The organism is Bradyrhizobium glycinis (assembly GCF_016031655.1).
Lineage (GTDB): Bacteria > Pseudomonadota > Alphaproteobacteria > Rhizobiales > Xanthobacteraceae > Bradyrhizobium > Bradyrhizobium glycinis.
The window spans coordinates 25,446-52,200 of sequence record NZ_JACCHQ010000005.1 but is presented as its reverse complement, the minus strand read 5'-3'; the positions used below and the strand labels follow the sequence as shown (position 1 = coordinate 52,200).

Genomic DNA, 26,755 nt, shown 5'->3' with positions numbered 1-26,755 from the left:
GCTTAGTTCCCCACGGCGGCCAGCAGGCTCTGCAGCATTTCATCGACGGTCGAGATGATCTTCGACGAGGCCGAATAGGTGCGCTCGACCTGGAGCATCAAGGCCATCTCGTCGTCCATGTTGACGCCGTTGACGTTTGACAACGCCGTGATGCTGCGGTTGAGCAACGTGCTCTGGTACTCGGAATTGTCGTTGGCGGCTTTGCGCTGGTTTTCGATCCAGCTCGCCGACGACGATGCGAAGTCGATCAGGCTGCCGCTCGGCTTGCCTTGCGTCGTTGCGTCGAACGGCTGCGAGGCATCCATGCCGCCGATGAGCTGCTGCAGCCGGGCCGAATAGCCGCCGTTGCCGGCGGTGTTGTATTGGTAGGCGGGACTACCGCTGATCGCGCCGTCGCGCAGCAGATTCGGGTTGCCGCCGAAGGCCGGATCGACCGATGCGGCGACCGAAATCGTGCCGGCGAGGCCCACTGAGACGGTCGCGCTCGCAGGCATGGCCGGCGCGCCCGGATAGGTGAAGAGACCGGGAACGTCGGGCAGCGCCGCGGCGGTCTGATCGCTTTCCCTGAACGTATTGATCAGGCCGCGTGCGATTTCATCGAGCTGGCTCTGATAGGTGACGGTGTCTTGGTCGCGCAGCTGGGCAAGCCCTGCGAGCTTGCCCGATTTCAGCGGCATCACCGAATTGGCGCCGGTCACCGGGACGCCGTCGATGTAGACGGCGTTGCCCGTGGTCGCGGCCGTGTAGGCATTCGTCGGCGCGAAGCTCACCGTCCGCGCCGTCTTGTCGAACAGCACGACGCCGCTGTCGGCGTAGAGCGCCGCGTCGCCATTGGGCCGGATCGACATGGTGACGCCGACCTCCTGCGACAGCTGCGAGACAATGCTGTCGCGCTGGTCGAGATAGTCGGTGATGTCGTCGCCCGAAATCGTGCCCTTCACGATCGCGGTGTTCACGGTCTCGAACTGGGAGAGCAGCTGGTTGATGTTCTGAACCGACGTCTTCATGTCGGCATCGGCGCTGTCGCGGACCGACTGCACGGTCCGGGTCGCCTGGTTGAGCGCGGTCGCCATATCCTTGGCGGAGGCAACGGCCGCCTGCGCCAGCGTGGTGTTATCAGGCGCGTTGGCATATTTCTGCAGCGCCTGCTTCAGCGCATTGAGCTGCGCCGTCGGCGACTGGTCGAGCTCCGGATCGTCCACCGTCGCGGTGGCGATCTTCTGCAGGCCGTCAAAGATCGCGGTTTGCTTGGCGGACGACGAGGTCGCGATCAGGACGTTGTTGTAGAGGCCCGAGCTGGCGGCGCGTTGGATCGCCGCGACATAGACGCCGGTGCCGGGCAGATTGTCGAGCATCGTGAGCTTGCGCGAATAGCCGGTGGCGCTGGCACCGGCGATGTTGCGCGAGATGACCGACGACTGGATGCTCGACGCCATGAGCGAGGAGCGAGCCGAGTTGAGAGCGGCGGTAAGCGACATGACGTGCTCTTGCCCGAAACGAGCGCCGAAGAATTCAGCGCTTCAGGTTGACGACGACGTCCAGCAGATCCGCGCCGGTCTGGAACGATTTCGAGTTCGCCGTGAAGCCGCGCTGGGCCTCGATCATCGAGGTCAGTTCGTCCGCGAGATCGACGTTGGAATCTTCCAGCGCGCCGGATTTGACGGTGCCGAGACCGCCCTGGCCGGCGAGGCCAACCTGCACGTTTCCGGACTCCAGGTTCGGCGAATAGACGTTGCCGACTTCGGGCGTCAGATGGTCCGGGCTCGGCACCGTGGCGAGTGCGATCTGGAAGCTCGGTAACGTGGTGCCATTCTTGAGGACGGCGGTGACGATGCCCTTGTCGTCGATGTTCACCTTCTCCACGGCGGACGGAGCGTTGCCATCGACCGTCGCCTTGAAGTCGAAGGCGGCAGCGACCTGGGTCATGGCCGACATATCGATATTGAAGGCGGCGGAACCGCCCGGGATCGCGACCGAGAGCGCCGTCGGGCTCGCCGCGGCCAATCTGCCCTTGCCGGTCGCGGTGACGTCGAAGGTGAACGTGGTTGCGGGACCCGGCGTCGTCAACGCAGTGGCGCCGTTGTAGACCTGGATATCCCAGGTATTGGCGCCCGTCTTGGCAGCGTAGACGTCGAGCGTGACGGCGTTGCCGATATTGTCGTAGGTCACCATCGAGGTCTTCGACGTGTAGTTGGCAGGCCCTGCCGGCGCTGCGATCGCGGTTGCGCTCGGATCGAGATTGGCGGCCACGGTCGCCCTGGTCGATGGCGCGGCCTGGAGCGCCATCTGGTTGACGTTGATGACCTGGAGACCGCCGAAACCGTTGGCGGCGACGTTGGGCACGGCGCCGTTCGCGATGTTGTAGCCCATCAGCTGGAAGCCGGCTGTGTTGACGAGGTTGCCGGTTTCGTCGGGCACGAACGCGCCCGCCCGGGTGAGGAAGTTGTTTCCGTTCGCGTCCTGCACGACGAAAAATCCGTTGCCCTGGACCGCAAGATCCGTCGTCGATGTCGTGAAGTGATAGTTGCCGGGATCGGAGATGGCATAACGGACGGTGGTCTCGACCGCGCCGGAATCGTAATTGCCGGAGCCGCTCTTCAGGATCAGCGATGAGAACTCCGTGGAAGCCCGCTTGTAGCCCGTCGTGTTGACGTTGGCGATGTTGTCCGAGACCGTCGACAGCTTGTTGGACTGCGCGTTCATGCCGGAAACGCCGGTGCGCATAACACCATACAGGCTCATGAATTGGGCTCCTTGGTCAGGTTGCAGCTACAATGCGGGGTCTTGCTTGCGCGGGGCTGATGATTGGGCGCGATGCACAACTTCATGTTGTCAGGTCGTTCTGGGCTGGCAGAAGGAGCGAGCCTTGTCGGTCCATGCGCCGAAGCCACTCGATACGAGGTGCGCGACAATGTGGCAGACGTAGCGCTTCTGGGCGGGGTGGTTGTTGGGACCTGCATTGTAGCGGGCGACGGCCATGGTCCAGCTGCCTTCGCGCTGCTTCAACTCCTTCAGGAAGCGCGCGGCGTAGTCGACATTCCCAGCGGGATCGAACATCGCCCGGACCGAAGCGAACTTGTCGCCATGATAATAATGGTTGATCTGCATGCAGCCGAGGTCGATCAGTTTGATTCCCTTGCTGCGCATGGTCTCGAAATTCGCGATTGCATCGTCCATGTCCTTGGCGAACACGGTCTGGCCGTCGGCCCCAAGGGCATAGGGATGGAGCGCGCCGCGCCGACCGGTCTCGGTGAGCCCGACGGCATAGAGAATGCCGAGCGGAATCCCGTGCTGCTGCGCCGCGCGCGCCATCGCGCGCTCGCAGGGGCGCGCAGTTTCGGCGGCGGCCTCGGCGGCGCTCGCACTAGAGATAAACAGGGCCGCGACGGTGATGCGGCGCCACGTCCTGCTCATGACGCGTCTCCTGGTTGAACTGACGCTCCTGGCGGGCCTGCTTCGCGCCGCCGTCGGATTGTCCCGACGACGTGCCGGCACCGCCGAACGCGCCTTGCGACTGCGGCGAGGACTGTTGCTGGCCCGAGAGCTGGGGCTGCGACTGGCCGGAGCCGCTCTGGAATCCGTCGAGCGAGCCGTGCTGGACCGGTGCGACGTCGGCGACGTAGCCCGCCGCCTGCATGAGATCGCGGATCTGGTCGCGCTGCTGGTCGAGCATCTGGCTCGTGTCCTTGCGCTCGGCCGCGAGCTGGACGGACACTTCGGTGCCGACGAGGCGCAGGCGCACGGTGACGTTGCCGAGCGCGGGCGGTTCGAGGTTGACGGTCAGGATCTTGAGCGGCTGATCCGGTGCGTTGGTCTGGGATGCTGCGAGATCTGGGGCCGCGGACGCCGCCGGTGCCGAGGACCCCTTCAGCTCGGCGACGACTGCATTGGCGACCTGCTGCGGGGCGTTGAACTGCGCCGGTGGCAGATGGGTTTCCTGCTGGACCACGGTGACCTTGGTCGTCTCGGGCAGTGCGGCGCGCGCCGAAGCCCTGGCAGCGCGCTCGACATCGGCCGTGACCGCCTCGAAGCCGGGTGATGCCGGCCTTGGGCTCGAGGCCTCCGTACCTTCCGTGAGTGCCGGCTGCGGCGCGACCATCGCTTGCGAAGCCGCAGCCTGCGAGCGTCCGCCGGCCGAGGCAGGACCGGATGGACCGGTATCGGCGGCCGCCGCCTTCACCGCGCCCGGAGCCTCGTGCTTCGCCGAGGGGGACCGCTCGTCGTGCGCGGGCGCGTCCTTGCCCGCCGGCGACAATTGCATCTGCGGCTTCAAGACAGGCGCGGCAACGATCTCCTGCCCGACCACGGCAGCAATGCCGGATGGGTCCTGGCGATCTGTCCCGGCGACATGATCGACCGGACGGTGTTTCTCCGTCGACTTGTCGGACTTCGTGTCGGAGGCCTCGTCCACAGACTTTGGATCTGCAGTGATCGCGACGCGTTCGCGCAGCGTCGCCTGCTTCGGCTTCTCCTGCTCGGCCGGGTGGATCAGGCGCGTGCGCAGCGTTCCACTCTTCGCGACCGTCTCGCTGTCATCTTCGCTCAGTGCTTGCTTGGCGAGGTTCGAGACGGTGTGGAGCAGGTCGTTGAAGGACGAATTGGCCTGCGGTTTGGTCCCGGCACCCTTTGCGGAGCGCGCCCCGCGCATGTTGAGACTCTCGGCGAGACCGTTGAAGAGCTGTCCGGAGGTACCACTGAGCTTGGTCATGGCCGGCGGTCCTTGGTCAGGAGTTCGAGCTCGCCGAGCTGCTTCTGCGCCCGTGCAAGCGTCGCGGTCGATGACGCCAGATCGAGTCGCGCCGGCGTTGCCGGGAGCTTGTCCGCTGCCGCGGCGGATCCGCCCGCGAACGGCTTGCGGACGTCGAGCGCGAGCTGCACGGTGGCATTCAGAAGGGGAACGTCGCGCTCGGGCAGCTTCGACCGGTCGAGCGCCTTCAGTTCGGCGAGACCGCCGTCATATTCGTCGGTGAGCACGCGCGAGGCGCCGCGGAAGAAATGGGCCCGCTCGCGTTCCGCCGATGCATCCGCGCTGAGGGTCAATGCCCGCTCGCCCGCAAGCCGGGTCACGGTCAGCCGTCCGCGCACCATCGCGGCGCGCGCAATCACGAGATATAGCTTGAGACGGCTGGCGCGATCGATCTGCTCCAGCAGGGCTGATATCCGCGCAAAGCGGCGCTCGTCGAGTGCCAGGCTCGATTGCGTCAGCCCCGCGGAGAAGCGCTGCCAGAAATCGCCGGCATAGATCGAGTTGCGGTAATGGCGGATATAGGCCAGCGTCAGGAACTCGAACTTGTCGAAATCCTCCGCCTGCCCCACCAGCAGGATCTCGCGCCGCAGCGCCGCTTCCTCGACCAGCGTGCCGGGCAACAGCAGGCGCGCATCGTCCAGACGCTCGATCGCGAGCGAGGCCTCTGCGCGCGCGAACAGCGCGCCCTGAACCAGCGCAACCTGTCCGCCCAGTCCTGAGGGAATTGTCCGCGGCTTGATCTCCTTGAGCAGCTCCCGCGCTTCCTCCTGACGACCCTCGACATAGGCGAGCGCACCGTTGAACAGGCGTTCGTCGATGTTCATCTTGTCGCGCGGCAGCTTGCGGACGATTTGCGGGGCACCGCCGCTGAGCAGGTAGATAACGACGGCCTGGCCGTTCCGCGGATTGCTCCACACCGCGGGATCGGCAGCGAGAAACTTCTCGCCGATCTGCCGGATCAACGAGATATGACTGCCATGTGCGGCGGTGTCGCCGTTGGCGATGCCGTCCTGCACCGCTTGCAACGCGCGGACGAGCTGATAGGGTTCGCTGCCCTGGGGCGCAGGCTGGGCAAGCGCATTTGCCGCCATGAACGGCAGCAGCCAGACGGCGCGGCGCAGCAGGCTGATCAAGGGCGCTTCTCCCGGATCAGGATTTCGATCCGGCGGTTCTGGGCGGCGGCCGGGTCGTTCGGGAGCTTCGGTCGCCGATCGGCGTAACCTTCGATATGCTCGATCCGCCGTGCATCGACGCCGGAGCGGACCAGCATGTAATAGGCCATCTGCGCACGTGCGGTCGACAGCCGCCAATTGTCGTAAGTTTCCGACCGATACGGCCGATTGTCGGTATGGCCACGGACGATGATCATGCCCTGGCGCTTCATCAGCAGCGGCCCGATCTTGTCGATCACGCGGATCAGCTCAGGCCGCGGCTCCGCCGAGCCGACTGCGAACATGCCGAAGCTCGCATCGTCGGTCAGGCTGACCAGGAGCCCTTCCTCGACCTGACGCACCTCGGCCGCCGGCCCCGCCCCTGCTTTGATGTCCGACAGCGCCTCCGCGACCGCGGACTGAAGTTGCTTGAGCGTGGGCTGCTGCGTTTGCGCCGTGTCGCGCGCTTCGGTTTCCTTCACCGTATCATTGAGACGAGCCTGCGGGGCGGCGCTCACCTGAGCGCCAGCTTGGGCGCTGCCCTCGCGCGCCGAGTGCGTCGGTGTGGCGCCCGGCGGCAGCAGCGGCGACAGGCTCGCGGACGAGCTCTCCGGGCTCGGAGCCACGCTGCCGCCGGCATCATCCGTCCTTGTCCGGCGCGTCAGCGGCTCGCCCGGATTTGTTCCGACTGCGCCGTCTCGCGCAGAGGCGTTCGGCTTCGGCTCGCTCTCGATGAAGCGATCGGCGTCCTTGGACGCCTGCGGCGCAAGCTTCCAGTAGCCGGGATCGAACGGATCGCGATAGGCATCGCCTCCCTTGAGGCCGTCCTCTTCAGCGGAGGTCAGAGCGCCGGCGCGCCGCTGGCCCGTGGACTGGTTCGCGCTGTTAGCGATCTCGGCGAGCGTCGCATAGGGATCGCGGAACAGGACCTTCTCCTCGAAAGAGGCCGGCTTCTCGGCCGTCGGAGAATCGCCGCGCCGTTCCTCGTTCGGCCCGGCCGGCTGACGCTTGCCGTCCTGGCCTTCGAACGACGACTGCTCCTTGTTGGAGAGATCCTTGAGACCCTTTGGAGCAGGTGCGTTCTCGGCGAGCTTGATCGGGTTGAAATAGCTCGCGACGACCTGCTTCTGGTCCTGGTTGAGCGCGTTGAGCAGCCACATGACCAGGAAGAACGCCATCATCGCGGTCATGAAGTCCGCATAGGCGATCTTCCAGACGCCGCCATGATGTGCCTCCTCGGCGAAGGCGCTGCGGCGGCGGACGATCACGATCTCATGCTTGACCTCCTCCATGGCGGACTACCGGCGCGCTTCCTTGAGCCGTTCACTCCAGGCGGAGAGCTGCGTCTCGATCACGGTCTGGTCGGCCACGACGCGCACCTCGAGCGTCTCGGCCGCCTCGTATGCGATGCCCGTTCGCGTGGATGCGTCAAGCTGGGTCTTCACGAGGTCCAGCAGCTCGCTCGGGCCGGTGATCTTGAAGGCCGGCACCGTCGAGCTGCCGGTCAGCGTCGCGATCTGCTCGACCAGCGATCCGATCGCCTTGTCGCGCACCGCATCGGTGAGGAACGGCAGCAGGATCCGCGCCACCGAGCTTGCAATGTTGCTCTCGATCTCGCGGCACGCCGCCTCGAAGCCGCTGACGATCGCGACCGCCTGCTGATCCGACCATTTGGCCCGCTCCTCGCCGAGCCGGATCGCGCTGCGGACGCGCTCCTCCGCCAGCTTGGCGTCGCCTTCCGCGACGCCCGCCGCATGGCCGCGCCGATAGGCATCGTCCAGGAGATTGACCGGCGGCGCTTCCGTCGCGGGCGCCGGAGACGGCGCCTGAAGTTGCGTCTGAGCCTGCGATTGAGGCTGCGGATCCCGCCTCGCCTCCTTTGGCCTGGTCAGCACGTCCTGGATTTTAGGAGGCGGAGGCGGCGGCGACTTGATCCGGCCATTCGCATCGAACTGCGTCAGAAGTTTTCCGATTGCCGCGTTCATGCCGCCTCCTCGCGTCGCATCCAGTCTTTAAGGATCGCCGCCGCCTGCATCTGATCGAGCCGGACGATCTGCTCGAGCCGCTTCTGCGGCGTTCGCTGCATCTTGCCTTCGAGGTCTTCAACAAGGTTGAGCTCGGCCTCCTCGCCGTCGGGCAGCGCAAGAGCCGCCGAGGCCTCGAGCTGGGCGGCCTCGGCCGCCTCCGCCTGCTCCTGCTCCGCGCGATGGGTCAGAATGCCGTTGACCGCCGGCCGCAGCCCGAACCAGACCAGCATCGAAGCCACGGCCAGGATCGTGATCGCGTTGATGACGCTGCCGAGCTGCTTGTTGATCATCTCGACGAAGCTGATCGGCGGCACCGGCGCCAGCTCACGCGAGCCCTCGATGAAATCGACGGCCGTCACCTGGATCTGATCGCCGCGCGCCTTGTCCAGTCCGCCCGCCGTCGCCGCGAGCTGGCTGATCTCGGCGAGCTTGCTGTCGACGATGGCCTGGTTGCTCTTGTCGCCGAGATCGGCGACCAGCCGCGCGCGATTCACCAGGACGGCGATGAACAGCTTCTTGACGGAATAGCCGTCGCTGACCGTCGTCGTGGTCTTGGACGAGACCTCGAAATTGGTGACGTCCTCGCGGCGGGTCTTGTCCTCGCTCGAGTTCTTGCCGCCGCCCGCATTCACCTGCTGGTCGGGGAGATTCTGCTGCACCGTGGTCGGCGACGAACGGTCGGCGTTCTGCGAGGATTCCTTCTCGCGCACCGCCCGTACCGAGCGCTCGGCGCGGTTCTCGGGATCGTAGACCGTCTCGTTGATCTGCCGCTTGTCGGTGGACAGCTGCGGAGCGACACTCACCTCGAAATTGTCGAGGCCGAGATACGGCGTCAGCGCCTTGCGGATGTTCTCCTGCACCATGCCGCTGACCGTCTTCTGCAGGCTCGCCATCTTGGTCGGCGCGGCGCTGGCCTCGTCCTCTTCGGCGAGCAGCATCGAGCCGTCGGCGTCGAGCACCGTCACCTTGTCGCGGCTCATGCCGGGAATGGCGGCGGCGACGAGATGCCGGATCGACTGCGCCGTACGCGCCTCGATCGCGCCGTCGGTGCGCAGCACCACCGATGCCGAAGGCGGCTGCTGGGTCGCGCGGAACGAGCCGCGCACCGGCAGCACGATATGCACACGCGCCGCCTTCACGCCCTTCATCAGCTGGACGGTGCGGGCGATCTCGCCTTCGAGCGCGCGCAGCTTGGTGACCTCCTGCATGAACGAGGTCAGCCCGAGCGAACCGATCTTGTCGAACAGCTCGTAACCGGAATTGGCGCTGGTCGGCAGCCCCTTCTCGGCGAGCAGCATCCGCGCCTGCATGGTCTGGCTCGGACGCACAGAGACCGCATCGCCGGCGGAATTGACGTCGAAGGTGATGTTCTGCTCGCGCAGCGCCGCGCCGATGCGCGTCACGTCTTCGCGGGTGAGGCCGGTGTAGAGCGTTTCGAACTCGGGGCGGCTGAGATAATAGGCGCCGCCGACGACGGTGACGAGAACCGCAAAGCCGATCAGTCCCAAGGCCATCAGGCGTCGCGGCCCAAGCTCCAGCAGATTATTGAGCAGTTGCTGTACCTGCGCACGACTGAGCATATGACCTCGTACCAATGCGAATGGTGACGACACTCAGCTGCCAACCTTGTCTGAGGGTTGCGCGAGGCGCGAATGATCGGGTTCGCTGGCGAGGCGTTGCAATTTTGCAAGACGGAGCGACGTAATTAGTTTGGCAGCCGCGAGCGAGCGCTCGGGCGCATTGCAGCCTGACCGGCTGCGGCATGTCGCAAGACGTGTGACGAAGGTCGATTGCCGGCACATCGCGTGTCGGCGCCCACCATCACGGTGGGGACCGTGCTCCCTGAGGGAGCACGGTCGTTTTCGAACGCGCCGCTTAGCCGCGGAACAGCGACAGGATGCTCTGGCTGTTCTGGTTGGCGATCGAGAGCGCCTGAACGCCGAGCTGTTGCTGGGTCTGCAGAGCCTGCAGGCGGGTCGATTCCGCGTTCATGTCGGCGTCGACGAGCTGACCGACACCGCGATCCACGGAGTCCATCAGGGTCTTGACGAATTCCGAGTTGGTCGAGATGCGGTTCTTGACCGCACCGAGATCGGCAGCTGCCGAGCTCACCGAGTTGATCGCAGCGGTGACCTGAGCGATGTAACCATCGAGCGTGGTCTGGTCGGCGGCCGAGTCGGTCAGCGCCGCGATGTTGATCGTGTCGACGGACGCGCTGCCGGCCACGGTGTCCAGGATACCGGTCTGCGTCGTGGAGTAGAGCGTGTAGTTGGCAGTCGTCACCGTGATCGAACCGATCGTGGGCGTGCCGCCGACACGCGAGTAGGACGACACGAGGTTGAAGCTCGTCGGAGTGGTACCCGTCGTCGTGCTCAGCCAGTTGATGCCGTTGAAGGTGGCCGAATTGGCCTTGAGCTTCATGTCCTGCTGGATCTGGGTGATGTCCGCCTGGATCTTGGTGCGGTCGATACCGGCAGTCTTGGCTTCGACCAGCAGCGCCTGGAGCTTGGTCAGGCCGGATTCCTTGTCGCCGATCACCGAGGTCAGAGCGGTATATTCGGTGTCGACGGTCGCAGCCGACAGGCCGAGCGAGTCGGAGACCGCGGACAGCGCGGCGTTGTCGGAACGCATCGAGGTCGCAATCGACCAATAGGCGGCGTTGTCCGAAGCGGTGGACACGCGCTGGCCGGTGGAGATCCGGTTTTGCGTGGTGGCGAGTTGCGCGCTGACAGACCGCAAGGTCTGGAGCGCGGTCATGGCGGAGGAGTTGGTGAGGAGACTAGAACCCATTTTGATGTCCCTTTGAAGATTGAATCGAGCTTGGGGGACATACCGGGCTTGCACCGGTACGACAGAGCGGCGTCATGCCTTTGGGCTTCCCGCAAACGCGGGTTCAAGGCCCAATCTGTCGTAGCGGCGAGGTTAGCGAGCGAAGCTTGTGCGGGGCTTGTGGCTCTGTGTCCCGGCCGCAACAGGCGGGCCGAACTTGAGCGCGCGTGGTCACGCCAAACGAAAGGGCCGCGCTTTGCGAGAAGCGCGGCCCTTCCCCGATGATCCAGTCTTAGCGGAACAGCGACAGGATGCTCTGGCTGCTGTTGTTGGCGATCGAAAGCGCCTGAACGCCGAGCTGCTGCTGAACCTGAAGCGCGGCAAGGCGGGTGGATTCCGCATTCATGTCCGCGTCGACGAGCTGGCCGACACCGCGGTCCACCGAGTCCATCAGCGACTTCACGAACTCCGTGTTGGTCGAAATGCGGTTCTTGACGGCACCGAGATTGGCGGCGGACGCGGCCACCGAATTGATGGCGGTCGTGACCTGCGCGATGTAGCCATCGAGCGTGGTCTGGTCGGCTGCCGAGTCCGTCAGCGCGGCGATGTTGATCGTGTCGACCGAGGCGCTGCCGCTCACCGTGTCAAGGATACCGGTCTGCGTGCTGGAGTAGAGCGTGTAGTTGGCAGTCGTCACGGTGATGGAGCCGATCGTGGGCGTGCCGCCGACGCGAGAATACGACGACACCAGGCTGAAGCTCGTCGGTGTGGTGCCGGTCGTCGTGCTCAGCCAGTTGATGCCGTTGAAGGTCGCGGCATTGGCCGTGCTCTTCATCTGCTGCTGGATCTGGGTGACGTCCGCCTGGATCTTGGTGCGGTCGATACCCGCGGTCTTGGCCTGGACCAGCAGCGACTGGAGCTTGGTCAGACCGGAGTCCTTGTCACCGATGACCGTGGTCAGAGCGGTATATTCGGTGTCGACGGTCGCAGCCGACAGACCGAGCGAGTCGGAGACGGCGGAGAGCGCGGCGTTGTCGGCGCGCATCGAGGTGGCGATCGACCAATAGGCGGCGTTGTCCGAAGCGGTGGCCACGCGCTGGCCGGTTGAGATCCGGTTCTGCGTGGTGGAGAGTTGCGAACCCACAGACCGCAGTGTCTGGAGTGCGGTCATGGCAGTCGAGTTCGTAAGCAGGCTTGACATTGCGAATGTCCCTTTATGTACGCGTTTACATTTTCACGAGGGGACATACCGGGCTTCCACCGGTACGGAAGGGCGGCATCATGCCTTTGGACCGATCTGTGTGGGTCCAACCCGCCGTACCGTGTTGCTAGCACGCCGAATCTTGCTTCCGGATTAAGACGAGCTTGAATTCAGCAGTAAAATCATATGGTTAACATTACGCGCCGCTAACCATATCCAGCACCTTTCGCTTAACCATAACCGGCCGGCCGGCGCTCGCGGTGCTCACGAGAACGAGCGGACCAGTCCGGAGGCCAGCAGATTCCAGCCGTCGATCAGCACGAAGAACAGCATCTTGAACGGCAGCGCCAGGATCGTCGGCGGCATCATCATCATGCCCATCGACATGGTCAACGTCGCCACGATCATGTCGATCACCAGGAACGGCAGGATGATGAGGAATCCGATCTCGAACGAGCGCCTGAGCTCGGAGATCATGAACGCCGGAATGATGACGCGCAGATCGACCCGCCTGTCGTCGAATTTCCTGCGGAAGCTTTCGGCGGCGAGCGCTTCGAAGGTCTGGAGATCCTTATCGCGGACATGAGCCAGCATGAACTCGCGGAATGGATCGGTGATCTTCAGATAGGCTTCCTCTTCCGAGATCTCGTTCTTCATCAGCGGCTGGACGCCGGTCTCCCAGGCGCGGTCGAAGGTCGGCGCCATCACGTAGAAGGTCATGAACAGCGCGAGACTGATCAGCACCAGGTTGGCAGGCGTGGTCTGGAGGCCGAGACCGGCGCGCAGGAACGACAACGCCACCGCAAATCGCGTGAAGCTCGTCACCATGATCAGCAGCCCCGGCGCCACCGACAGCACCGTGATCAGCGCCATCAGCTGGATGATCCGGCCGCTGGTCGAGCCATTCCCGGGCGGCAGCAGGGAATTCAGGTCCGGAATCTGGGCCAGCGCGGCCTCGGGCAGCACGACCAGAACCAACGCGAGCAGCAGGAGTTTCACTCTCACTGGATCACCAGCGTCTCGATGATCAATTCGCGGACCTTGCCCGACGAGCGGATACTGGCGCGCTCGGTCAGGTCGTCGCGCAGATGCTGGAGCCCGCGCGATCCCTCGAACTGGGCAACGGTCGCCGACCGCAGATAGGTCACGATGTCCTCGCTGATATGGGCGGCCAGAATGCCGGCATCCTCGTCGCTCATGCTGTCGGTCACCATCGAGGCTTCGATGCGCGCCCAATTGTTGGCCGGCGCGCCCAGATTGGTCACGATCGGGGACAATTTCCTGAGCCGCGCGCTGCCGGCATAGCTCGAGGCGATCGGCGCCGGCGTGGCGCTCTTCTTCGCGTCGGCAACGCGCTCGGCGGTCGCGATCAGATGCAGGCCGGCAAGCGCGCCCGCGCCGATCGCGATCAGGGTCAGCACGACGATGGCGGCGATCAGGCGCATGGCGTCCCCTGGCATCGGAACGCGCCCCTGCCGGCGCCGGTCTCAGAACGGTGCCACGGCGTCATAGATCCGGTGTCCCCATCCAGGCTGCTGCACGTCCGACAGATTTCCGCGGCCGCCATAGGACACGCGCGCCTCGGCGATCTTGTCGTAGGAGATCGTGTTAGCCCGCGAGATATCGCGCGGACGCACGATGCCGCCGACCTTGAGCACCCGCATCTCCGTGTTGACGCGGAATTCCTGCGAACCGCTGATCATCATATTGCCGTTCGGCAGCACGTCGGTGACGATAGCCGCGATCGACAGCCTGATGTCCTCGGTGCGGTCGATCTGGCCGTTGCCCTTGATCTGGGTGTTGGTGCTGAGATTGGCGTTGGCCTGGCCCGTGTCGCTCCATCCGGCGACGTCCATCAGCCAGTCGAGCCCGAACTTGATCTGCGAATCGCGCGAGCGGCCGGTCTTGTTGTCGAGCTTGGCCTTGTCCTGCATCGAGATGATCACCGTCACGACGTCGCCGGTGCGGCGGGCGCGGGGATCGCGGTAGAGATCGGTGCCGTCGTCCCAGGTGGAGCGGTAGCTGACGGGCGTGCGCATGCGCGGCGTCACCGGGATCGGATCGACCTGCATCCTCAGGCCGCTGCCGACCGGCGACATCTGTGGACCGGTCAGAACTTCGGCCGGATCATGATAGCACCCGGCGAGAAGCACGGACCCCGCGAGCAGCGAGAGGATGAGGATCGGCTTATTCATCTATTTGCTCTTTCCGTCGTCCACGCGACGCATGCCGCCGAGCAGGTCGGCGAGATGCGCCGCGCGTGCCGTGTCCATCTCGTTGAAGATCGCGCTCGAGCTGCGCGGGCTGAGCTTGGCGAGCACGGCGGCGGCGGTCTCGTCGGCCATGCCGGCGATCTGCGTCGCCGCAGCTTCGGGCTTCATGCGCGAATAGATCTCAACGACGCTGGCTTCGGCCTTCTTCAGAAAGTCGTCGCGCAGCGCCATCCACTTCTCGTATTCGGCGCGCTTGGCTTCGACTTCGGCGATGCGCTCGCGCAGCAGGCTCTCGGCCTTCTCGAGCTCCTTGAGCTGCCAGGCCAGCCTGGCGTCGACGGCGGGATCGGCGACGTTGCTGCAGAACAGGGCGATTTCGTTGTCCGGGACCGGTGCAGCCTGCGGCGGCGCAGGCTTCGGCGGCGCCGTGACGCTGCCTGGCTTGGCCGGACGGACTGGCGCGGGCGCAGGCGTCGGCGCCTCCGGCACCGCACCGGTGACGGCGGGGCCCGAATCTTCGGCCGCCCATACCGTGGCCCGGGTCGAAGCGTTGTCGCCAGGTGTCGCGGTGGCCGGCGGCTGTGGCTTCTGCGGTCCACCCGCGCGGACGCGGGCGAAGGAGAGCAGGTTGAGCGGCTTCGACGGCTTGGCCTCGTCCAAGGCGAGCGAGGGCGGAGCGCTCGCGAGCATTGTTGCCGCGGCCAGCAGGAGGAGTTTGGCTCTATGATCCAACTTCAGCATCGGGCCGCGTGCGATTCTCGCTTCAGACCTGAGCATTGAGCGACCAAGCTTGCACGACGCTTGCGCATCATTGCACGATGACGTCGGCCTGGAGCGCGCCTGCCGTCTTGATCGCCTGGAGGATCGCGATGATCCCCGATGGCTTCAGGCCGATCTGGTTCAGCCCGCGCACCAGGCGCTGGAGATCGACCCCGTTTAGGATCGCCACCTGCGATCCCGCCTCGTTGGCTTCGACCATTGTCTGCGGGACGACCACCGTCTGTCCTCGCGAGAACGGCGCCGGCTGCGACACCACCGGCATCTCCGTGACGCGAACCGTCAGATTGCCATGGGTCACGGCAACGGTCGATATCCGCACGTCGCGCCCGATCACGACCGTGCCGGTGCGCTCGTTGATCACGACCCGCGCCGGCGTATCCGGCTCGACCACCAATTCGCCGATCTCGGCGAGGAAGCGGACAGGGCCGACATGACGCGGCTTCGACAGCACGATGGTGCGGTAGTCGCGCTCGAATGCGATCTGCGCGCGGTAGCGACCGCCGGCGTAGCCGTTGACGGCGTCGAGGATGCGCGTTGCGGTGACGAAGTCGGGGTTCTTCAGCTGGAGCACCAGGAACTCCATCTCGTGGAGGCTTCCCTGCACCTCGCGCTCGACCAGCGCACCGTTCGGAATGCGTCCGGCCGTCGGCGTGCCCTGGCTGACGTTTTGCGCCTGGCCTCCGACGCTGTAACCGGCAACCGTGATCGCGCCCTGCGCCACTGCATAGACGGCGCCGTCCGCTGCGCGCAGCGACGTCATCACCAGCGTGCCGCCGAGCAGCGACGTCGCATCGCCGAGCGAGGATACGGTGACGTCCATGCGCTCGCCGGGCCCGATCGAAGGCGGCAGGTCCGCCGTCACCATCACGGCTGCGACGTTGCGCGTGCGCAGCGTGGTCGGACGCGGGGGGTTGTTGGTGCTCGTGGTCTCGTTCCTGACGTTGATGCCCATGTTCTCGAGCATCGACTGCAGGGATTGTTCCGTGAATGGAGCGTTGCGAAGCGTGTCGCCGGTGCCGTTGAGGCCGATGACGAGGCCGTAGCCGACGATCTGGTTCTCGCGCAGACCCTTGATGTCCGCGATGTCCTTGATGCGGACGGCGGCCTGGGCGCTGGCGGCCGACACCAGCAGGATGAGCGCAAGCAGGAGCCTGGTCATGACCCGTCCATGACCTTGACGGTGCCGTCCGGCTGGACGACGCCCCTGATGATCACGCCGGTGTCCGTATTGCGCACGGGGATCAGCGCGCCGGCTGCACCCGACTGCATCGCCGAGCCGTAAGTGACGATGGACAGGCCGCTGTCCTCGACCACGACCTTGACCATGGCACCGCGCGCGACCGTCCAGGGGTCCTCCACCGCGTTGGTTGGAATGGGCTGGCCCGGCAACAGCGCGCGCCGCGCCATGCGGCCGACCAGGACCTGACGTCCCTCAATGAACATGGCGACGCCGAGCAGGCCCGGCGCGAAGGCGCGCTCGGTGATCATCTCCTCGCGGATCAGCTCGCCGGCGCGGATCGAGACAGCGGGCACGGGAAGCCGCTTCTCCTCGGCCGCGGCGACCCGCGCCGCGACGAGAACCAGCAGCACGGCGGCCAACCCGCGCACTATCAGGCCTACCCTGTTCAACATCGCGACACCGGAACTAGCGCATGCCCTTCGAGACCGTCTGGGCCATTTCATCCGAGGCCTGGATGACCTTGGCATTCATTTCGTAGGCACGCTGTGCCGAGATCAATTCGGTGATTTCCTTGACCGGGTCGACGTTCGAGGCTTCGAGGTATTTCTGGTTGATCTTGCCGTAGCCGGCATCGCCGGGCAGGCCGACGACCGGCGTGCCGGACGCCGTCGTCTCCTTGTAGAGATTGCCGCCCAGCGGCTCCAGGCCCGCTTCGTTGGCGAAATTGGCGAGGTTGAGCTGGCCGATCTGCCTCGGATTCACTTCCGTGTCGAGCTTGGCAAACACCTGGCCGGTGGCATTGACGGTGACCTCCACCGTTCCCTGCGGCACCGTGATCGCGGGGTCGAGCAGATAGCCGTCGATCGTGACGAGCTGGCCGTTGGCGTTGGTGTTGAACGAGCCAGCGCGGGTGTATTGCACCTCGTTGTTCGGGCCGAGCACCTGAAACCAGCCACGTCCGTTGATCGCGAGATCATAGGGATTTCCGGTCTGCGTCAGCGCACCCTGGATGTGCAGCTTGCGGATCGCAGCTGACTTGACGCCGAGGCCGAGATTGGCGCCTTCCGGAATCGGCGAGGAGCCGTTGGTGTTCGCGACGCCCTGCATGCGGTCCATCTGGTAGAACAGATCGGTGAACTCCGCGCGCGCCCGCTTGTAGGAGGTCGAGTTGATGTTGGCGATGTTGTTCGCGATGACTTCGATGTTGGTCTGCTGGGCGTTCATGCCCGTGGCCGCAATGGCGAGCGATTTCACTAATCCCACTCCTTCAGATCAAATCGACATCCGGACGACTTCCTGGTAGGCCTGGACGACCTTGTCGCGAACCGCGACCGCCGTCTGCAGGGCCTGCTCGGCGGACATCAGCGCTTCCACGACGCGGCGTGTCGATTCCTTGCCCTGCATTGCCGAGATCGATGCGGCTTCGCCCGCCTTCAGCGTCCCGATCGCGTCGGACGTCACCTGCTTCATCACCGACTCGAAGCCGACATCGTCACTGGCCTGGACCGAATTTGTCGCGGCAGGCGAGACGGCCTGCGTCTCGCTCGCGCGGCTGGCCGCTTGCCCTGCGGAAATAGCGGTGGATGAAATCGCCTCAAGCATGGTCAGCTCCTCAAGAGATCGATGGTCATGCCGAGCATGGACCTCACCTGCTTCACGACTTGGAGATTGGCCTCATAGGAGCGGTTGACCTCGCGCATGTCGGCCATCTCGATCATCATGTTCACGTTCGGCAGCTTGACGTAGCCGGCCTTGTCGGCGGCGGGATGCCCCGGATCGTACTCCACGCGGTAGGGCGTGGTGTCGACGCCGATCTCCTTGACCTTCGCGAGCTGCGCACCCGAGGCGCGGTCCATAGCGGCATCGAAGGTAATGGTCTTGCGTTGATACGGATCGGCGCCGGCGGTGCGGCCCGTCGAGGTGGCGTTCGCGAGGTTCTCCGAGACGATGCGCATGCGCGTCGACTGCGCTTCGAGCCCGGAGCTTGCGACCGTCAGAGAGGCGCTCAATGAGTCCAGCATGTCAGTTCACCTCAGGCCTTTGCACTCGACAGGACCATGCGGTGGAACGACCGCACGATCGCCGCGTTCATCGAATAGTCGCGATTGACATCGTTGCCCTTGATCATTTCCTGCTCGAGGCTGACGGAATTGCCGGAGTGAACCACTTCCCAGCTGTCCTTCTTCGCGGTCGCTCGCGTATCGGTCTCGGCTGCGGCCAATTGCATGTGCGAGGGCGACGTCGTTGCGAGCCTCACCGGCATGCCGTCGAGCACCTTGTTGAACGGCTCGACGTCACGCGCGCGGAAGCCCGGCGTGTTGGCGTTGGCGACGTTGGTGGCGATGGTCGACTGACGCAGCTCGAGATAGCGCGCCTGCGACGATGCGAGTTCGAAGAGATAAAGCGGTCCCATGACGGCCCCATTCCGATCCATTCGAAACGAGCCTAGGGCGTTAAGCTTTCGTCAAGCTGTTGCGCGAAGCACCATCCCCGGAAATCTATCGAACGTTCTCGGGCCGCGGCGCCTGCTTGGATTGGAGGAAGTAGATGATCTCGGCGACGGGCCGGAAGAATTCCGCCGGAATCACCTGATCGACCTGGACAGCCTCGTAGAGCGCGCGTGCCAGCGCCTTGTTTTCGATGACGGAGATTCGGTTCTGCTCGGCAACCTCGCGGATCTTCAGCGCGATCACGTCCATGCCCTTGGCCACGACCAGCGGCGCGGCGTTTTCCTCGCGCTTGTAGCGCAGCGCGATCGCAAAGTGCGTCGGGTTGGCAATCACCAGCGTCGCACGCGAGGCCGAGGCGATCATGCGTTGACGCGAGCGGTCGCGCGCCAGCGAGCGCAGGCGCGCCTTGATCAGGGGATCGCCTTCCGCCTGCTTGTGCTCGTCCTTGATCTCCTGCTTCGTCATGCGCAGCTCGCGTCGCCAATGGAAGCGCGCCCAGGCGAGATCGATCGCCACCAGGACGATGGTAGCGATGCAGATCGCCGAGACGATGCGCATCGCGATGTTGAGGATCATCTCCGGCAGCGCGACTGGATCGGTGTACATGGCCTCGAACGCCTTCGCTTCGGACGAGCGCAGCACGAAGGCGACGACGGCGGTCACCGCGGCGAGCTTGAACAGCGACTTGGCGAACTCGATCAGGCCCTGCGTTCCGAACAGCCGGCTCCAGCCGCTGATTGGGGAGATTCGCGACAAGTCCGGCTTGATGCGCTCGAGCACCAGGCGCGGGGCGTTTTGCAGCAGCGAGGCGGCGAGTCCGAACACCACAAGGACGACGACCAGCGGCACCAGGAACCGCAGTGCCTGCAGTCCGACCACGGTAAGCAGGTTCTGCGCGTCCGCACCGGTCGAGAGCGGGAAGCCCTCGGGATCGTCGAGCAGGCTCTTCAGCGTCGGCGTCAATTGCTGCACGCCCTGGCCGATCAGGAACGCCTGGATCACCATCAGCGCGGCCATCGAGGCGAAAATGGAGGCCTCCCGAGAGACCGGAATCTTGCCCTGTTCGAGCGCATCGCGGACTTTCTTCTCGGTCGGCTCTTCTGTCTTGCTCTCCTGATCGGATGTTTCTGCCATGCCCGTTCAGCGGTCAGCGGAAGACCAGCTCATCCTCCTGCTCGGGGTTGAGCTCGATTTCGCCCTTCTCCGCCAGTTCAAGCGCGAGGTCGGTGATCACGCGTCGTGCCTCCAGCACGTCGCGCTGGTTGGACGGCTCGCCGATGGCGAGCTCGTGCTCGACGACGCGGCGGACACGCGAGGCGACCGAGGACAGGATCAGCTCGCGGAAATTCTTGTCGGTGCCCTTCAGCGCCACGACGATGCGATCGGTCGGCACCTGGTCGAAGATCATGGTGCGCGCCTTCGGCGTCAGGTTGACCACGTCGTCGAAGGTGAACAGCAGCTCCTTCAGCACTTCCGCCGATTTCGGCCGCTTCTCCGACAGGCTCTTCAACATGTCCTCGATGTGGCCGCGTTCCATCTTGTTGATGATGTCGGCGACCCGCGCGTACGTGTCGGCGCCCAGGTTGCGGGCGAAATTCAGCGTCAGGTCCTCATGCAGGGTCTTCTCGATGATCCGCATGGCGTCGTCGACGATCGGCTTGAGGCTCAGAACGCGCCGCATCAGTTCGTTGCGCAGGCTCGAGGGCAGCTGGCTCATGACCTTGGCGGCGCAGGCCGGCTTGACCTTGGACAGGATCAGCGCCGCGGTCTGCGGATGCTCCTTGGACAGGTAGCTCGCCAGCGAGTTTTCCGACACCGACGAGACGCGGTCCCACACCGACCGGCTCGAATTGCCAAGCAGATCCGACATGATCTGCGAGACCTGGTCGGCCGGCAGCACGTCGCCGAGCACGGCCTCCAGACCGCCGAGCGTGCCGAGAATGTTCGCGCCCATCGAGAACTGCTGGGCGAACTCCTCGACGATTCCCTCGAGCTCCTGCGCGGTGATCGGCCGCAGCTCCGCCGCCGCCTTGGTGACGATGCGGATCTCCTGCGGCTCGAACTGCTGCAGCACGCTCGCCGCCGCCTGCCGGCCCATCGCCAGCAGGAGCGCGGCGACCTTTTCCGTGCCGCCCAGCGTGGTAACGCCTCGCTGCTTGACGGGAGCGATGCCGACCGGTGCCGTCATGGTCAGGTATCACCCTGTCCCAGCGGCCCCACGATCTCCGTGAGCGAAACGCCGAAGCGGGAATTGTCCTCTTCGACGACGACCACCTCGCCGCGGGCGACGATCCGGCCGTTGACGACGACGTCGACGGGCTCACCGACCCGGTGATCGAGCGGAACCACCGCGCCCCGTCCGAGCTTCATCAGGTTCGCCACCGGAATGGTCGCCGATCCCAGCACCACCTGCATGGTGACGGGAATGCGTAAGATGGCGTCGACGTTGGCGAACTTGCCGGTCTCCTCGGCGGTGCGCTGGGCGATCTCGGCCAGGCGTTCCAGCGGGGACGTCTCGGCCTCAGTCGATGCAGATGCAGACTCGTAGTCGAAGGATTGCGCCATTTGGTATCGCCTCTTGGTACTTCCGCTGCCGGAGCGCCGTGGCGTGCCGGCCGTATTGTTCTGCCGGTGCCGGCTGTCAATGCTTGTTCAGGTCCGCGGTCGCCGCGGGTGCGAGCCCGCTCCGCGCATCGAGCGCCGCGATCGCCTCGTGGGCCTGGTCGATCTTCGCGCTCAGCACGTTGGCGAGGCGTCCGAGATTCGCGGTGGAATCGTGCGCGGCGGTGATGACCGTGTCGAAGGCGCCTGCGGTCTCGTGCACGATGGAGGAGAATTCGCCCTGATAGCTGCGCAACCGCGCCAGCTCGCGATGCATCCTGGTCACCCGCATGCTGGTGAAGGCGAGCGCAACCAGCAGCACGATATCAACGAGATAGGATATCATCGACGAACTCCCGCTTCTGATCGACGGGATCTGCCACCTGCATGGCGTAATAGCCATCGAGCTGGCCGATCTGACACCAGAACAACACCTGATTGTTGCTTTCGAGACGGGCCAGCGTGCGCGGCGTGGCCTCGAGCTCGAGCACCTGCCCGACCTCGAACTTCACCACGTCGCCGAGCGTCACCATCTTCTCGTCGAGCACGGCGCTGAGCGTCACCTCGGTCCGCTGCACCTCGCTTTCCATCTGCTCGCGCCAGCGTGGGTCGGCGGCGCGACCGTCGCTGACGACAACGTGAGCGAGCTTCTGGCGCAGCGGATTGAGCGCGGAGTGCGGAATGATGAGGAACATCTGGCCGCCGCGGTAGAGCGCCTGCAGCATGATGTTCGCGCAGATCGACATGTTGCCGCTCCGCCCGATCGCGAGCGAGGCCATCGCCGTCTCGACCCGCTCGACGCGAAAGGTCACGTTCGACGTACCGGCGAAGGCGGATTGCAGCGCCTTGGCGAACCGTTCGAACAGCGCCTGGACCAGGCGGAGCTCGATGTTCGAGAACGCGCGCTCGACGTCGAGCGGCGGCTCGGCGCCGTCGGAGCCGAACATCGCCTCGACCATCGTGAACACGAAGTCGCGGTCGAGCATGATGATGACGCGGGAGTCCCACTGCTCGGCATAGAGCACCGCCGCGACCGCGTTGGCCTCGTAGTCCTTGATGATATCGCCGACCCGGTCGTTGGTGATGCCGTTGACCGAGAAATAGCAGGGCGTTCCAGCCATCGGCTGCAGGCTGTCGGTGCACGATGCCGCCATGCGATCGAAGATCACATTGAGCATCGGCATACGCTCGATCGATATGCCGGCAGCGTCCAGCAGGTAGTTCGGCAGCTGCTTGCGCTGGTCGACTTCGGCGTCTCCCATCATCATGCGCGCGCCGCCTTGGGTTCGGCGTCGGCAACGACGGCCTTGGGACCTGCGATCGTCTCGTTCTCGACGACGTCGATCGAGGGACGTTCGCTGCTCGAGATCATCTTGCGGCCGTGTTCGACGGCGATCTGCGGCATGGCGCCGTTCATGAATGCCAGCAGCGTCTGCTTGACGATGATATAGGGCCGGCACTTCTTCTCGCGCATCATCTTGATCTTGATCGCGAACGGCGAAATGATGCCGTAGGATAGGAAGATGCCGGCGAAGGTGCCGACGAGGGCGGCACCGATGAAGCCGCCCAATAGCTTCGGCGACTGGTCGAGCGCGCCCATCGCCTTGATGACTCCGAGCACCGCAGCAACGATGCCGAGGGCCGGCATCGCCTCCGAGACCGTCACCAGCGCATGATAAGGCGCCAGCTTGCCCTTGACGATGGTGTGGATCTCCTCGTCCATCAGCGCCTCGATCTCGTGCGTGCGCGCATTGCCCATGATGATGAGGCGGACGTAGTCGCAGATGAACTGCAGCAGCGAGGGGTCGCCGAGCACGCTCGGGAATGCCTTGAAGATCTCGGACGACGAGGGATCGTCGATATGCGCCTCCACCTCGTTGCGGCCCTTGCCCCTGAGCTCCCGCATCAAAGCGTGCAGCGCGCCGAGCAGGTCGAGGTAATAGCGCTGGCCGGGCACCGCGTTGGTGATGGCCTGCATGCAGGCGACCCCGCTGTCGACGACCGTCTTCCACGGATTGGCCAGGATGAAGGTGCCGACCGCGGTGCCTATGATGATGACGAATTCCCACGGCTGCATGAGCACGGCCAGATGCCCGCCCATGGCGGCAAAGCCGCCGAGCAGCGCCGCTACCGTGATGAAAATCCCCACGAAACTGCCCAACGCGCCGCTCCATCGCCGATCCCACCGGGAATACCTAGTCGGCGACGCTTGCGCGAAGCTGGCTTCGAGGTCGCCAGCCCCGCGCAAGCAATTGGCGGCAGCTTGAAGCGGGTCGCACCGGCGGCCAGAGGGGCGCGTCATGCTATCCACGATCGCGGACTACACCAGGCTGACCAAGGACATGGGCAAGTCGCTGACGCAGGTCGCGAAGCAGCCGGATGTCAGCCGCGAGACCGACTACTTCCTCAGCCATATCGGCAAGGTGAAGACCATCGACGATTTCCTAAAGGACTATCGTCTCTATTCCTATGCGATGAAGGCTTACGGCCTCAGCGACATGACCTATGCCAAGGCGTTCATGCGCAAGGTGCTGACCGAGGGTGTTGCGAGCAAGGACGCCTTCGCCAACAAGCTGACCGACGCCCGCTACCGGCAATTCGCGACCGCCTTCAACTTCGCCGCACTCGGCGACAAGGCGACCCAGACCGCCGCGGCCACGACCGGCACCGCAACCCAGTACGTCACGCAGACGATGGAGGAGAAGGCCGGCGATCAGAACGAAGGCCTGCGTTTGGCGCTGTATTTCACCCGCAAGGCTTCCACGATCACGACCGCCTACCAAATCCTGGCCGATAAGGCGCTGACGCAGGTGGTGCAGACCGCGCTCGGCCTGCCGTCGACGATCAGCGCGGCCAACATCGACGCCCAAGCCAAGATGATCGCGGACAAGATCAAGCTCACCGACTTCCAGGACCCGGCCAAGGTGACCAAGTTCGTGCAGCGCTTTGCGGCGATGTGGGATGCGACCCAGGCCCGGAATGACAGCTCGACCAATCCTGCGCTGGTCCTGATCGCCGGCGCCGCGACGTCGGTCAGCATGGATACCAACGTGCTCACGACGCTTCAGAACATCAAGTTCAACAGGTAAGTCATGCAATCGGCTCTCTATGTCGGATTGTCGGCGCAGGTCGCTCTCGAGAAGCGCCTCCAGACGATCGCCAACAACGTCGCCAACGTCAACACGGCCGCCTTCCGCACCGACGTGGTGAAGTTCGAGACCGTGCTGTCCAAGGCGGGCCCGACGCCGGTGGCGTTCTCCTCGCCCGGCGACAACATCATCTCGCGCGAGATGGGCAACATCACCGAGACCGGCAATCCGCTCGACGTCGCCGTGGTCGGCCAGGGCTGGATCGCCTTCGCCGGTCCGAACGGCACAGTCTACACGCGCGACGGAAGGCTCCAGATCGCCCCCAACGGCGATCTTCAGACCGTGAGCGGCTTTCCGATCGTCGATTCCGGCGGCGCGCAGATCACGCTCGATCCGAACGGCGGCCCGATCTCGATCGCGCGCAGCGGCGCGATCATCCAGGACAACAACGAGATCGGCACCATCGGCCTGTTCAGCATTCCGGCCGACGCCAATCTCGAACGCTACGGCAATTCCGGCGTGACGCCCGACCGGCCTGCGACCGCCATCGCGGACTTCTCCCGGGACGGCTTCAAGCAAGGCTATGTCGAAGGCTCCGGCGCCAATCCGATGCTCGAACTGACGCGGCTGATCTCGGCCTCGCGCGCTTTCGACGGCACCAATTCGATGATCGAGGGCACCGAGAACTCGCTGCAGAACGCGATCCGGACGCTCGGCGAACCCGGGAAGTAGACTGCGCCTCGCGCGCAGCAGGATTGAGGTTGGACGGTTTCCTTGAACGCTCTTCGGCAACTCGAGTGGGCGCTGCTGGAGCTTCAGCAGAGCACTCCCCTGGCAAGCGTCAGCGGCGCGATCTCGGAGATCGCGCCGACGCATTTCCGCGTCTCCGGCCTGTCGCGCTTTGTCAGGCTCGGCGAGCTCATCGGCGTCGATTGCGGCGGTAAGCGCCAGATCGGCGAGGTGGTCCGGATCGACAGTGACGGCATTATTGCCAAGCCGTTCGACCGGCAGTTTGCAGGCGGGCTTGGCTCGGTCGCCTCCCGCATGCCGCCGTTGTCCTTCGCGCCCGATCCCGGTTGGAAGGGCCGCGTCATCAACGCGCTCGGCGCGCCACTCGACGGACAGGGGCCGCTCCCTCAGGGATCGCAGGCGGTCTCGGCGGAGGCGGAGGCGCCGTCGGCCATGAAGCGTGCGCGCGTGCACAGGCCGCTACGCACCGGCGTGCGCGTCATCGACCTGTTCGCGCCGATCTGCGCCGGCCAGCGCGTCGGCATTTTTGCGGGATCGGGCGTCGGCAAATCGACGCTGCTCGCGATGCTCGCCCGCAGCCAGGGCTTCGACACGGTCGTACTGGCCCTTGTCGGCGAGCGCGGCCGCGAGGTGCGCGAGTTCATCGAGGACGTGCTGGGCAACGACCGTCATCGCGCTGTCACAATCGTGTCGACGGGCGACGAAAGCCCGATGATGCGGCGGCTGGCGCCGAAGACGGCGATGGCGGTCGCCGAATATTTCCGCGACCGCGGCGAATCGGTCCTGCTGATGGTCGATTCCATCACCCGTTTTGCCCACGCCGCTCGCGAGGTCGCGCTCGCCGCCGGCGAGCCCGCGGTGGCGCGCGGCTACGCGCCGACGGTCTTCACCGATCTGCCGCGCCTGCTCGAGCGCGCCGGCCCCGGCGAGGAGGGATCCGGCACCATCACCGGGATCTTCTCCGTGCTGGTCGACGGCGACGATCACAACGAGCCGATTGCTGATACCATCCGCAGCACGCTGGATGGGCACATCGTGCTCTCAAGGCATATCGCCGACCAGGCGCGATATCCGGCCGTCGACGTTCTGGCCTCGGTCTCCCGCCTCGCCCACAACGTCTGGGACCCCGAGGAGCGCGAATTGGTGAGCAAGCTGCGCGCCATGATCGCGAAATACGAGGACACGCGCGACCTTCGCCTGATGGGCGGCTATCAGCCGGGACGTGATTCGGGCCTCGACCAGGCGGTCGAGATGGTTCCGCGAATCTACAACGCGATGCGACAGGGCGCGTCGGCCTCGCCGAGCGCCGATCCGTTCCGCGAGCTCCGCGACATGCTCAAGGGCGAATGACGGTGGAGAGGGTGAGCGCCCGCCGTCCGCCCTGCCCTTGGTTTTCGACAGGAGATTGCGCATGTCGCTACGCTTCCAGTGCATGCGCGTGCACATCGGTCAGCGATTTGTCTCGTGAGCGAATTCACCCGTTCGGGTGAACACAAGTGCGCGAGCGCAGCGCAAGCGATCGGGAGGACCGATTTGGCAAGCACGGCGGGAACAACCGACACGTGTAGTTCCAACAAATTCCCTCGACAATTCCGCGGCAGAACGCACAAGTTGTGGATGACGTGCCGCCAAACGCTCTCGTGATGCACAAGCTTCGATCAGTTTGCATCAACGTAAGACAACAACGCGCGTGCAATCAAACTCTCACACTATCGAGTGCATATTGCTCGCCATGCCATGTATTGCGTTCACCATCGTGTGTCCCGAACAGCGAGATTGTCCTTGAACGACACATTC

Annotated in this window: 29 protein-coding genes; 3 read left to right on the top strand and 26 right to left on the bottom strand. The window is 64.9% G+C overall.

All coding sequences use genetic code 11. The annotated features are described in order from the left end of the window. Nucleotides 1-2: 2 nt before the first annotated feature. From flgK to motA, 26 genes are all read right to left on the bottom strand, one after another. Nucleotides 3-1,478 carry a flagellar hook-associated protein FlgK gene (gene flgK / locus HZZ16_RS10360; protein ID WP_197948366.1) on the bottom strand — a complete coding sequence of 492 codons (1,476 nt, stop codon included), beginning with the start codon at nt 1,476-1,478 and terminating at the stop codon, nt 3-5. A gap of 34 nt (nt 1,479-1,512) precedes the next feature. After that, nucleotides 1,513-2,742 (bottom strand): flagellar hook protein FlgE, encoded by a 1,230-nt coding sequence (locus tag HZZ16_RS10355; protein WP_197948365.1) that lies wholly within the window; start codon nt 2,740-2,742, stop codon nt 1,513-1,515. Nucleotides 2,743-2,832: 90 nt separating this feature from the next. Continuing rightward, the gene (locus HZZ16_RS10350) at nt 2,833-3,414 is read right to left on the bottom strand and encodes a transglycosylase SLT domain-containing protein (RefSeq protein ID WP_197948364.1); all 582 of its coding nucleotides are present in this window, start codon (nt 3,412-3,414) and stop codon (nt 2,833-2,835) included. After that, nucleotides 3,365-4,708 carry a flagellar hook-length control protein FliK gene (gene fliK, locus HZZ16_RS10345; RefSeq protein ID WP_197948363.1) on the bottom strand — a complete coding sequence of 448 codons (1,344 nt, stop codon included), beginning with the start codon at nt 4,706-4,708 and terminating at the stop codon, nt 3,365-3,367. The genes HZZ16_RS10350 and fliK overlap by 50 nt, the downstream gene beginning before the upstream one ends. Beyond that, the gene (locus tag HZZ16_RS10340; protein ID WP_512699520.1) at nt 4,705-5,880 is read right to left on the bottom strand and encodes a chemotaxis protein; all 1,176 of its coding nucleotides are present in this window, start codon (nt 5,878-5,880) and stop codon (nt 4,705-4,707) included. Before HZZ16_RS10340 ends, fliK begins: the two co-directional genes overlap by 4 nt. Further along, a complete protein-coding gene (locus HZZ16_RS10335; RefSeq protein ID WP_197948362.1) occupies nt 5,877-7,190 on the bottom strand; it encodes a MotB family protein in 1,314 nt (437 codons plus the stop codon). The genes HZZ16_RS10340 and HZZ16_RS10335 overlap by 4 nt, the downstream gene beginning before the upstream one ends. Before the next feature lie 6 nt (nt 7,191-7,196). Next, nucleotides 7,197-7,883, bottom strand: a complete 687-nt coding sequence (locus HZZ16_RS10330) for a hypothetical protein (protein WP_197948361.1) — start codon at nt 7,881-7,883, stop codon at nt 7,197-7,199. After that, the gene (gene fliF, locus HZZ16_RS10325) at nt 7,880-9,505 is read right to left on the bottom strand and encodes a flagellar basal-body MS-ring/collar protein FliF (protein ID WP_197948360.1); all 1,626 of its coding nucleotides are present in this window, start codon (nt 9,503-9,505) and stop codon (nt 7,880-7,882) included. The genes HZZ16_RS10330 and fliF overlap by 4 nt, the downstream gene beginning before the upstream one ends. 295 nt (nt 9,506-9,800) lie before the next feature. After that, the gene (locus tag HZZ16_RS10320) at nt 9,801-10,715 is read right to left on the bottom strand and encodes a flagellin N-terminal helical domain-containing protein (RefSeq protein ID WP_197948359.1); all 915 of its coding nucleotides are present in this window, start codon (nt 10,713-10,715) and stop codon (nt 9,801-9,803) included. 271 nt (nt 10,716-10,986) lie between these two features. Next, entirely contained in the window at nt 10,987-11,895 is a 909-nt protein-coding gene (locus tag HZZ16_RS10315; RefSeq protein ID WP_197948358.1) for a flagellin N-terminal helical domain-containing protein, read from the bottom strand. Nucleotides 11,896-12,159: 264 nt separating this feature from the next. Further along, nucleotides 12,160-12,900 (bottom strand): flagellar type III secretion system pore protein FliP, encoded by a 741-nt coding sequence (gene fliP / locus HZZ16_RS10310; protein WP_197948357.1) that lies wholly within the window; start codon nt 12,898-12,900, stop codon nt 12,160-12,162. Then, a complete protein-coding gene (locus tag HZZ16_RS10305; RefSeq protein ID WP_197948356.1) occupies nt 12,897-13,340 on the bottom strand; it encodes a flagellar basal body-associated FliL family protein in 444 nt (147 codons plus the stop codon). Before HZZ16_RS10305 ends, fliP begins: the two co-directional genes overlap by 4 nt. A gap of 42 nt (nt 13,341-13,382) precedes the next feature. After that, nucleotides 13,383-14,090: a flagellar basal body L-ring protein FlgH gene (gene flgH / locus HZZ16_RS10300; protein ID WP_197948355.1), complete on the bottom strand. Its 708-nt coding sequence runs from the start codon at nt 14,088-14,090 to the stop codon at nt 13,383-13,385. Continuing rightward, nucleotides 14,091-14,849 carry a MotE family protein gene (locus tag HZZ16_RS10295; RefSeq protein ID WP_197948354.1) on the bottom strand — a complete coding sequence of 253 codons (759 nt, stop codon included), beginning with the start codon at nt 14,847-14,849 and terminating at the stop codon, nt 14,091-14,093. It abuts the gene before it with no gap. 67 nt (nt 14,850-14,916) lie between these two features. Continuing rightward, nucleotides 14,917-16,047: a flagellar basal body P-ring protein FlgI gene (flgI, locus tag HZZ16_RS10290; RefSeq protein ID WP_197948353.1), complete on the bottom strand. Its 1,131-nt coding sequence runs from the start codon at nt 16,045-16,047 to the stop codon at nt 14,917-14,919. Continuing rightward, the gene (flgA, locus tag HZZ16_RS10285; RefSeq protein ID WP_197948352.1) at nt 16,044-16,520 is read right to left on the bottom strand and encodes a flagellar basal body P-ring formation chaperone FlgA; all 477 of its coding nucleotides are present in this window, start codon (nt 16,518-16,520) and stop codon (nt 16,044-16,046) included. Before flgA ends, flgI begins: the two co-directional genes overlap by 4 nt. A 13-nt stretch (nt 16,521-16,533) precedes the next feature. Continuing rightward, on the bottom strand, nt 16,534-17,322 hold the full coding sequence (gene flgG / locus HZZ16_RS10280) for a flagellar basal-body rod protein FlgG (RefSeq protein WP_172786960.1): 789 nt from the start codon (nt 17,320-17,322) through the stop codon (nt 16,534-16,536). 18 nt (nt 17,323-17,340) lie between these two features. Next, nucleotides 17,341-17,670 carry a flagellar hook-basal body complex protein FliE gene (fliE, locus tag HZZ16_RS10275; protein ID WP_197948351.1) on the bottom strand — a complete coding sequence of 110 codons (330 nt, stop codon included), beginning with the start codon at nt 17,668-17,670 and terminating at the stop codon, nt 17,341-17,343. 2 nt (nt 17,671-17,672) lie between these two features. After that, on the bottom strand, nt 17,673-18,089 hold the full coding sequence (flgC, locus tag HZZ16_RS10270) for a flagellar basal body rod protein FlgC (RefSeq protein ID WP_018641261.1): 417 nt from the start codon (nt 18,087-18,089) through the stop codon (nt 17,673-17,675). An 11-nt stretch (nt 18,090-18,100) separates the two neighbouring features. After that, nucleotides 18,101-18,481 carry a flagellar basal body rod protein FlgB gene (flgB, locus tag HZZ16_RS10265; protein WP_246510064.1) on the bottom strand — a complete coding sequence of 127 codons (381 nt, stop codon included), beginning with the start codon at nt 18,479-18,481 and terminating at the stop codon, nt 18,101-18,103. An 85-nt stretch (nt 18,482-18,566) separates the two neighbouring features. Continuing rightward, nucleotides 18,567-19,652 (bottom strand): flagellar biosynthesis protein FlhB, encoded by a 1,086-nt coding sequence (gene flhB / locus HZZ16_RS10260; protein WP_197948349.1) that lies wholly within the window; start codon nt 19,650-19,652, stop codon nt 18,567-18,569. A 13-nt stretch (nt 19,653-19,665) separates the two neighbouring features. Then, nucleotides 19,666-20,706 carry a flagellar motor switch protein FliG gene (locus HZZ16_RS10255; RefSeq protein ID WP_197948348.1) on the bottom strand — a complete coding sequence of 347 codons (1,041 nt, stop codon included), beginning with the start codon at nt 20,704-20,706 and terminating at the stop codon, nt 19,666-19,668. 2 nt (nt 20,707-20,708) lie between these two features. Then, nucleotides 20,709-21,083: a flagellar motor switch protein FliN gene (gene fliN, locus HZZ16_RS10250; RefSeq protein ID WP_172786966.1), complete on the bottom strand. Its 375-nt coding sequence runs from the start codon at nt 21,081-21,083 to the stop codon at nt 20,709-20,711. Between the two features lie 76 nt (nt 21,084-21,159). Then, nucleotides 21,160-21,465, bottom strand: a complete 306-nt coding sequence (locus HZZ16_RS10245; RefSeq protein WP_197948347.1) for a hypothetical protein — start codon at nt 21,463-21,465, stop codon at nt 21,160-21,162. Next, complete coding sequence (locus HZZ16_RS10240) at nt 21,446-22,387, bottom strand: flagellar motor switch protein FliM (protein ID WP_197948346.1); 942 nt, start codon at nt 22,385-22,387, stop codon at nt 21,446-21,448. Before HZZ16_RS10240 ends, HZZ16_RS10245 begins: the two co-directional genes overlap by 20 nt. Further along, a complete protein-coding gene (motA, locus tag HZZ16_RS10235; RefSeq protein ID WP_197948345.1) occupies nt 22,384-23,280 on the bottom strand; it encodes a flagellar motor stator protein MotA in 897 nt (298 codons plus the stop codon). The genes HZZ16_RS10240 and motA overlap by 4 nt, the downstream gene beginning before the upstream one ends. 139 nt (nt 23,281-23,419) lie before the next feature. On the opposite strand from motA, the gene HZZ16_RS10230 reads away from it, so the two are divergent. The 3 genes from HZZ16_RS10230 to fliI are packed head-to-tail and all read left to right on the top strand — an operon-like array spanning nt 23,420 to nt 26,308. Then, nucleotides 23,420-24,208 (top strand): DUF1217 domain-containing protein, encoded by a 789-nt coding sequence (locus tag HZZ16_RS10230; protein ID WP_197948344.1) that lies wholly within the window; start codon nt 23,420-23,422, stop codon nt 24,206-24,208. A gap of 3 nt (nt 24,209-24,211) precedes the next feature. Further along, on the top strand, nt 24,212-24,940 hold the full coding sequence (gene flgF, locus HZZ16_RS10225; protein ID WP_197948343.1) for a flagellar basal-body rod protein FlgF: 729 nt from the start codon (nt 24,212-24,214) through the stop codon (nt 24,938-24,940). 42 nt (nt 24,941-24,982) lie between these two features. Beyond that, entirely contained in the window at nt 24,983-26,308 is a 1,326-nt protein-coding gene (gene fliI / locus HZZ16_RS10220; RefSeq protein ID WP_197948342.1) for a flagellar protein export ATPase FliI, read from the top strand. Nucleotides 26,309-26,755 lie beyond the last annotated feature (447 nt).

Bases quoted from the DNA above. Each gene is read 5' to 3' on its own strand.
- flgK (WP_197948366.1), bottom strand. From the start codon at position 1,478: ATGTCGCTTACCGCCGCTCTCAACTCGGCTCGCTCCTCGCTCATGGCG.
- HZZ16_RS10355 (WP_197948365.1), bottom strand. From the start codon at position 2,742: ATGAGCCTGTATGGTGTTATGCGCACCGGCGTTTCCGGCATGAACGCG.
- HZZ16_RS10350 (WP_197948364.1), bottom strand. From the start codon at position 3,414: ATGAGCAGGACGTGGCGCCGCATCACCGTCGCGGCCCTGTTTATCTCT.
- fliK (WP_197948363.1), bottom strand. From the start codon at position 4,708: ATGACCAAGCTCAGTGGTACCTCCGGACAGCTCTTCAACGGTCTCGCC.
- HZZ16_RS10335 (WP_197948362.1), bottom strand. From the start codon at position 7,190: ATGGAGGAGGTCAAGCATGAGATCGTGATCGTCCGCCGCCGCAGCGCC.
- HZZ16_RS10330 (WP_197948361.1), bottom strand. From the start codon at position 7,883: ATGAACGCGGCAATCGGAAAACTTCTGACGCAGTTCGATGCGAATGGC.
- fliF (WP_197948360.1), bottom strand. From the start codon at position 9,505: ATGCTCAGTCGTGCGCAGGTACAGCAACTGCTCAATAATCTGCTGGAG.
- HZZ16_RS10320 (WP_197948359.1), bottom strand. From the start codon at position 10,715: ATGGGTTCTAGTCTCCTCACCAACTCCTCCGCCATGACCGCGCTCCAG.
- HZZ16_RS10315 (WP_197948358.1), bottom strand. From the start codon at position 11,895: ATGTCAAGCCTGCTTACGAACTCGACTGCCATGACCGCACTCCAGACA.
- HZZ16_RS10305 (WP_197948356.1), bottom strand. From the start codon at position 13,340: ATGCGCCTGATCGCCGCCATCGTCGTGCTGACCCTGATCGCGATCGGC.
- flgH (WP_197948355.1), bottom strand. From the start codon at position 14,090: ATGAATAAGCCGATCCTCATCCTCTCGCTGCTCGCGGGGTCCGTGCTT.
- HZZ16_RS10295 (WP_197948354.1), bottom strand. From the start codon at position 14,849: ATGCTGAAGTTGGATCATAGAGCCAAACTCCTCCTGCTGGCCGCGGCA.
- flgI (WP_197948353.1), bottom strand. From the start codon at position 16,047: ATGACCAGGCTCCTGCTTGCGCTCATCCTGCTGGTGTCGGCCGCCAGC.
- flgA (WP_197948352.1), bottom strand. From the start codon at position 16,520: ATGTTGAACAGGGTAGGCCTGATAGTGCGCGGGTTGGCCGCCGTGCTG.
- fliE (WP_197948351.1), bottom strand. From the start codon at position 17,670: ATGCTTGAGGCGATTTCATCCACCGCTATTTCCGCAGGGCAAGCGGCC.
- flgC (WP_018641261.1), bottom strand. From the start codon at position 18,089: ATGCTGGACTCATTGAGCGCCTCTCTGACGGTCGCAAGCTCCGGGCTC.
- flgB (WP_246510064.1), bottom strand. From the start codon at position 18,481: ATGGGACCGCTTTATCTCTTCGAACTCGCATCGTCGCAGGCGCGCTAT.
- flhB (WP_197948349.1), bottom strand. From the start codon at position 19,652: ATGGCAGAAACATCCGATCAGGAGAGCAAGACAGAAGAGCCGACCGAG.
- HZZ16_RS10255 (WP_197948348.1), bottom strand. From the start codon at position 20,706: ATGACGGCACCGGTCGGCATCGCTCCCGTCAAGCAGCGAGGCGTTACC.
- fliN (WP_172786966.1), bottom strand. From the start codon at position 21,083: ATGGCGCAATCCTTCGACTACGAGTCTGCATCTGCATCGACTGAGGCC.
- HZZ16_RS10245 (WP_197948347.1), bottom strand. From the start codon at position 21,465: ATGATATCCTATCTCGTTGATATCGTGCTGCTGGTTGCGCTCGCCTTC.
- HZZ16_RS10240 (WP_197948346.1), bottom strand. From the start codon at position 22,387: ATGATGATGGGAGACGCCGAAGTCGACCAGCGCAAGCAGCTGCCGAAC.
- HZZ16_RS10230 (WP_197948344.1), top strand. From the start codon at position 23,420: ATGCTATCCACGATCGCGGACTACACCAGGCTGACCAAGGACATGGGC.
- flgF (WP_197948343.1), top strand. From the start codon at position 24,212: ATGCAATCGGCTCTCTATGTCGGATTGTCGGCGCAGGTCGCTCTCGAG.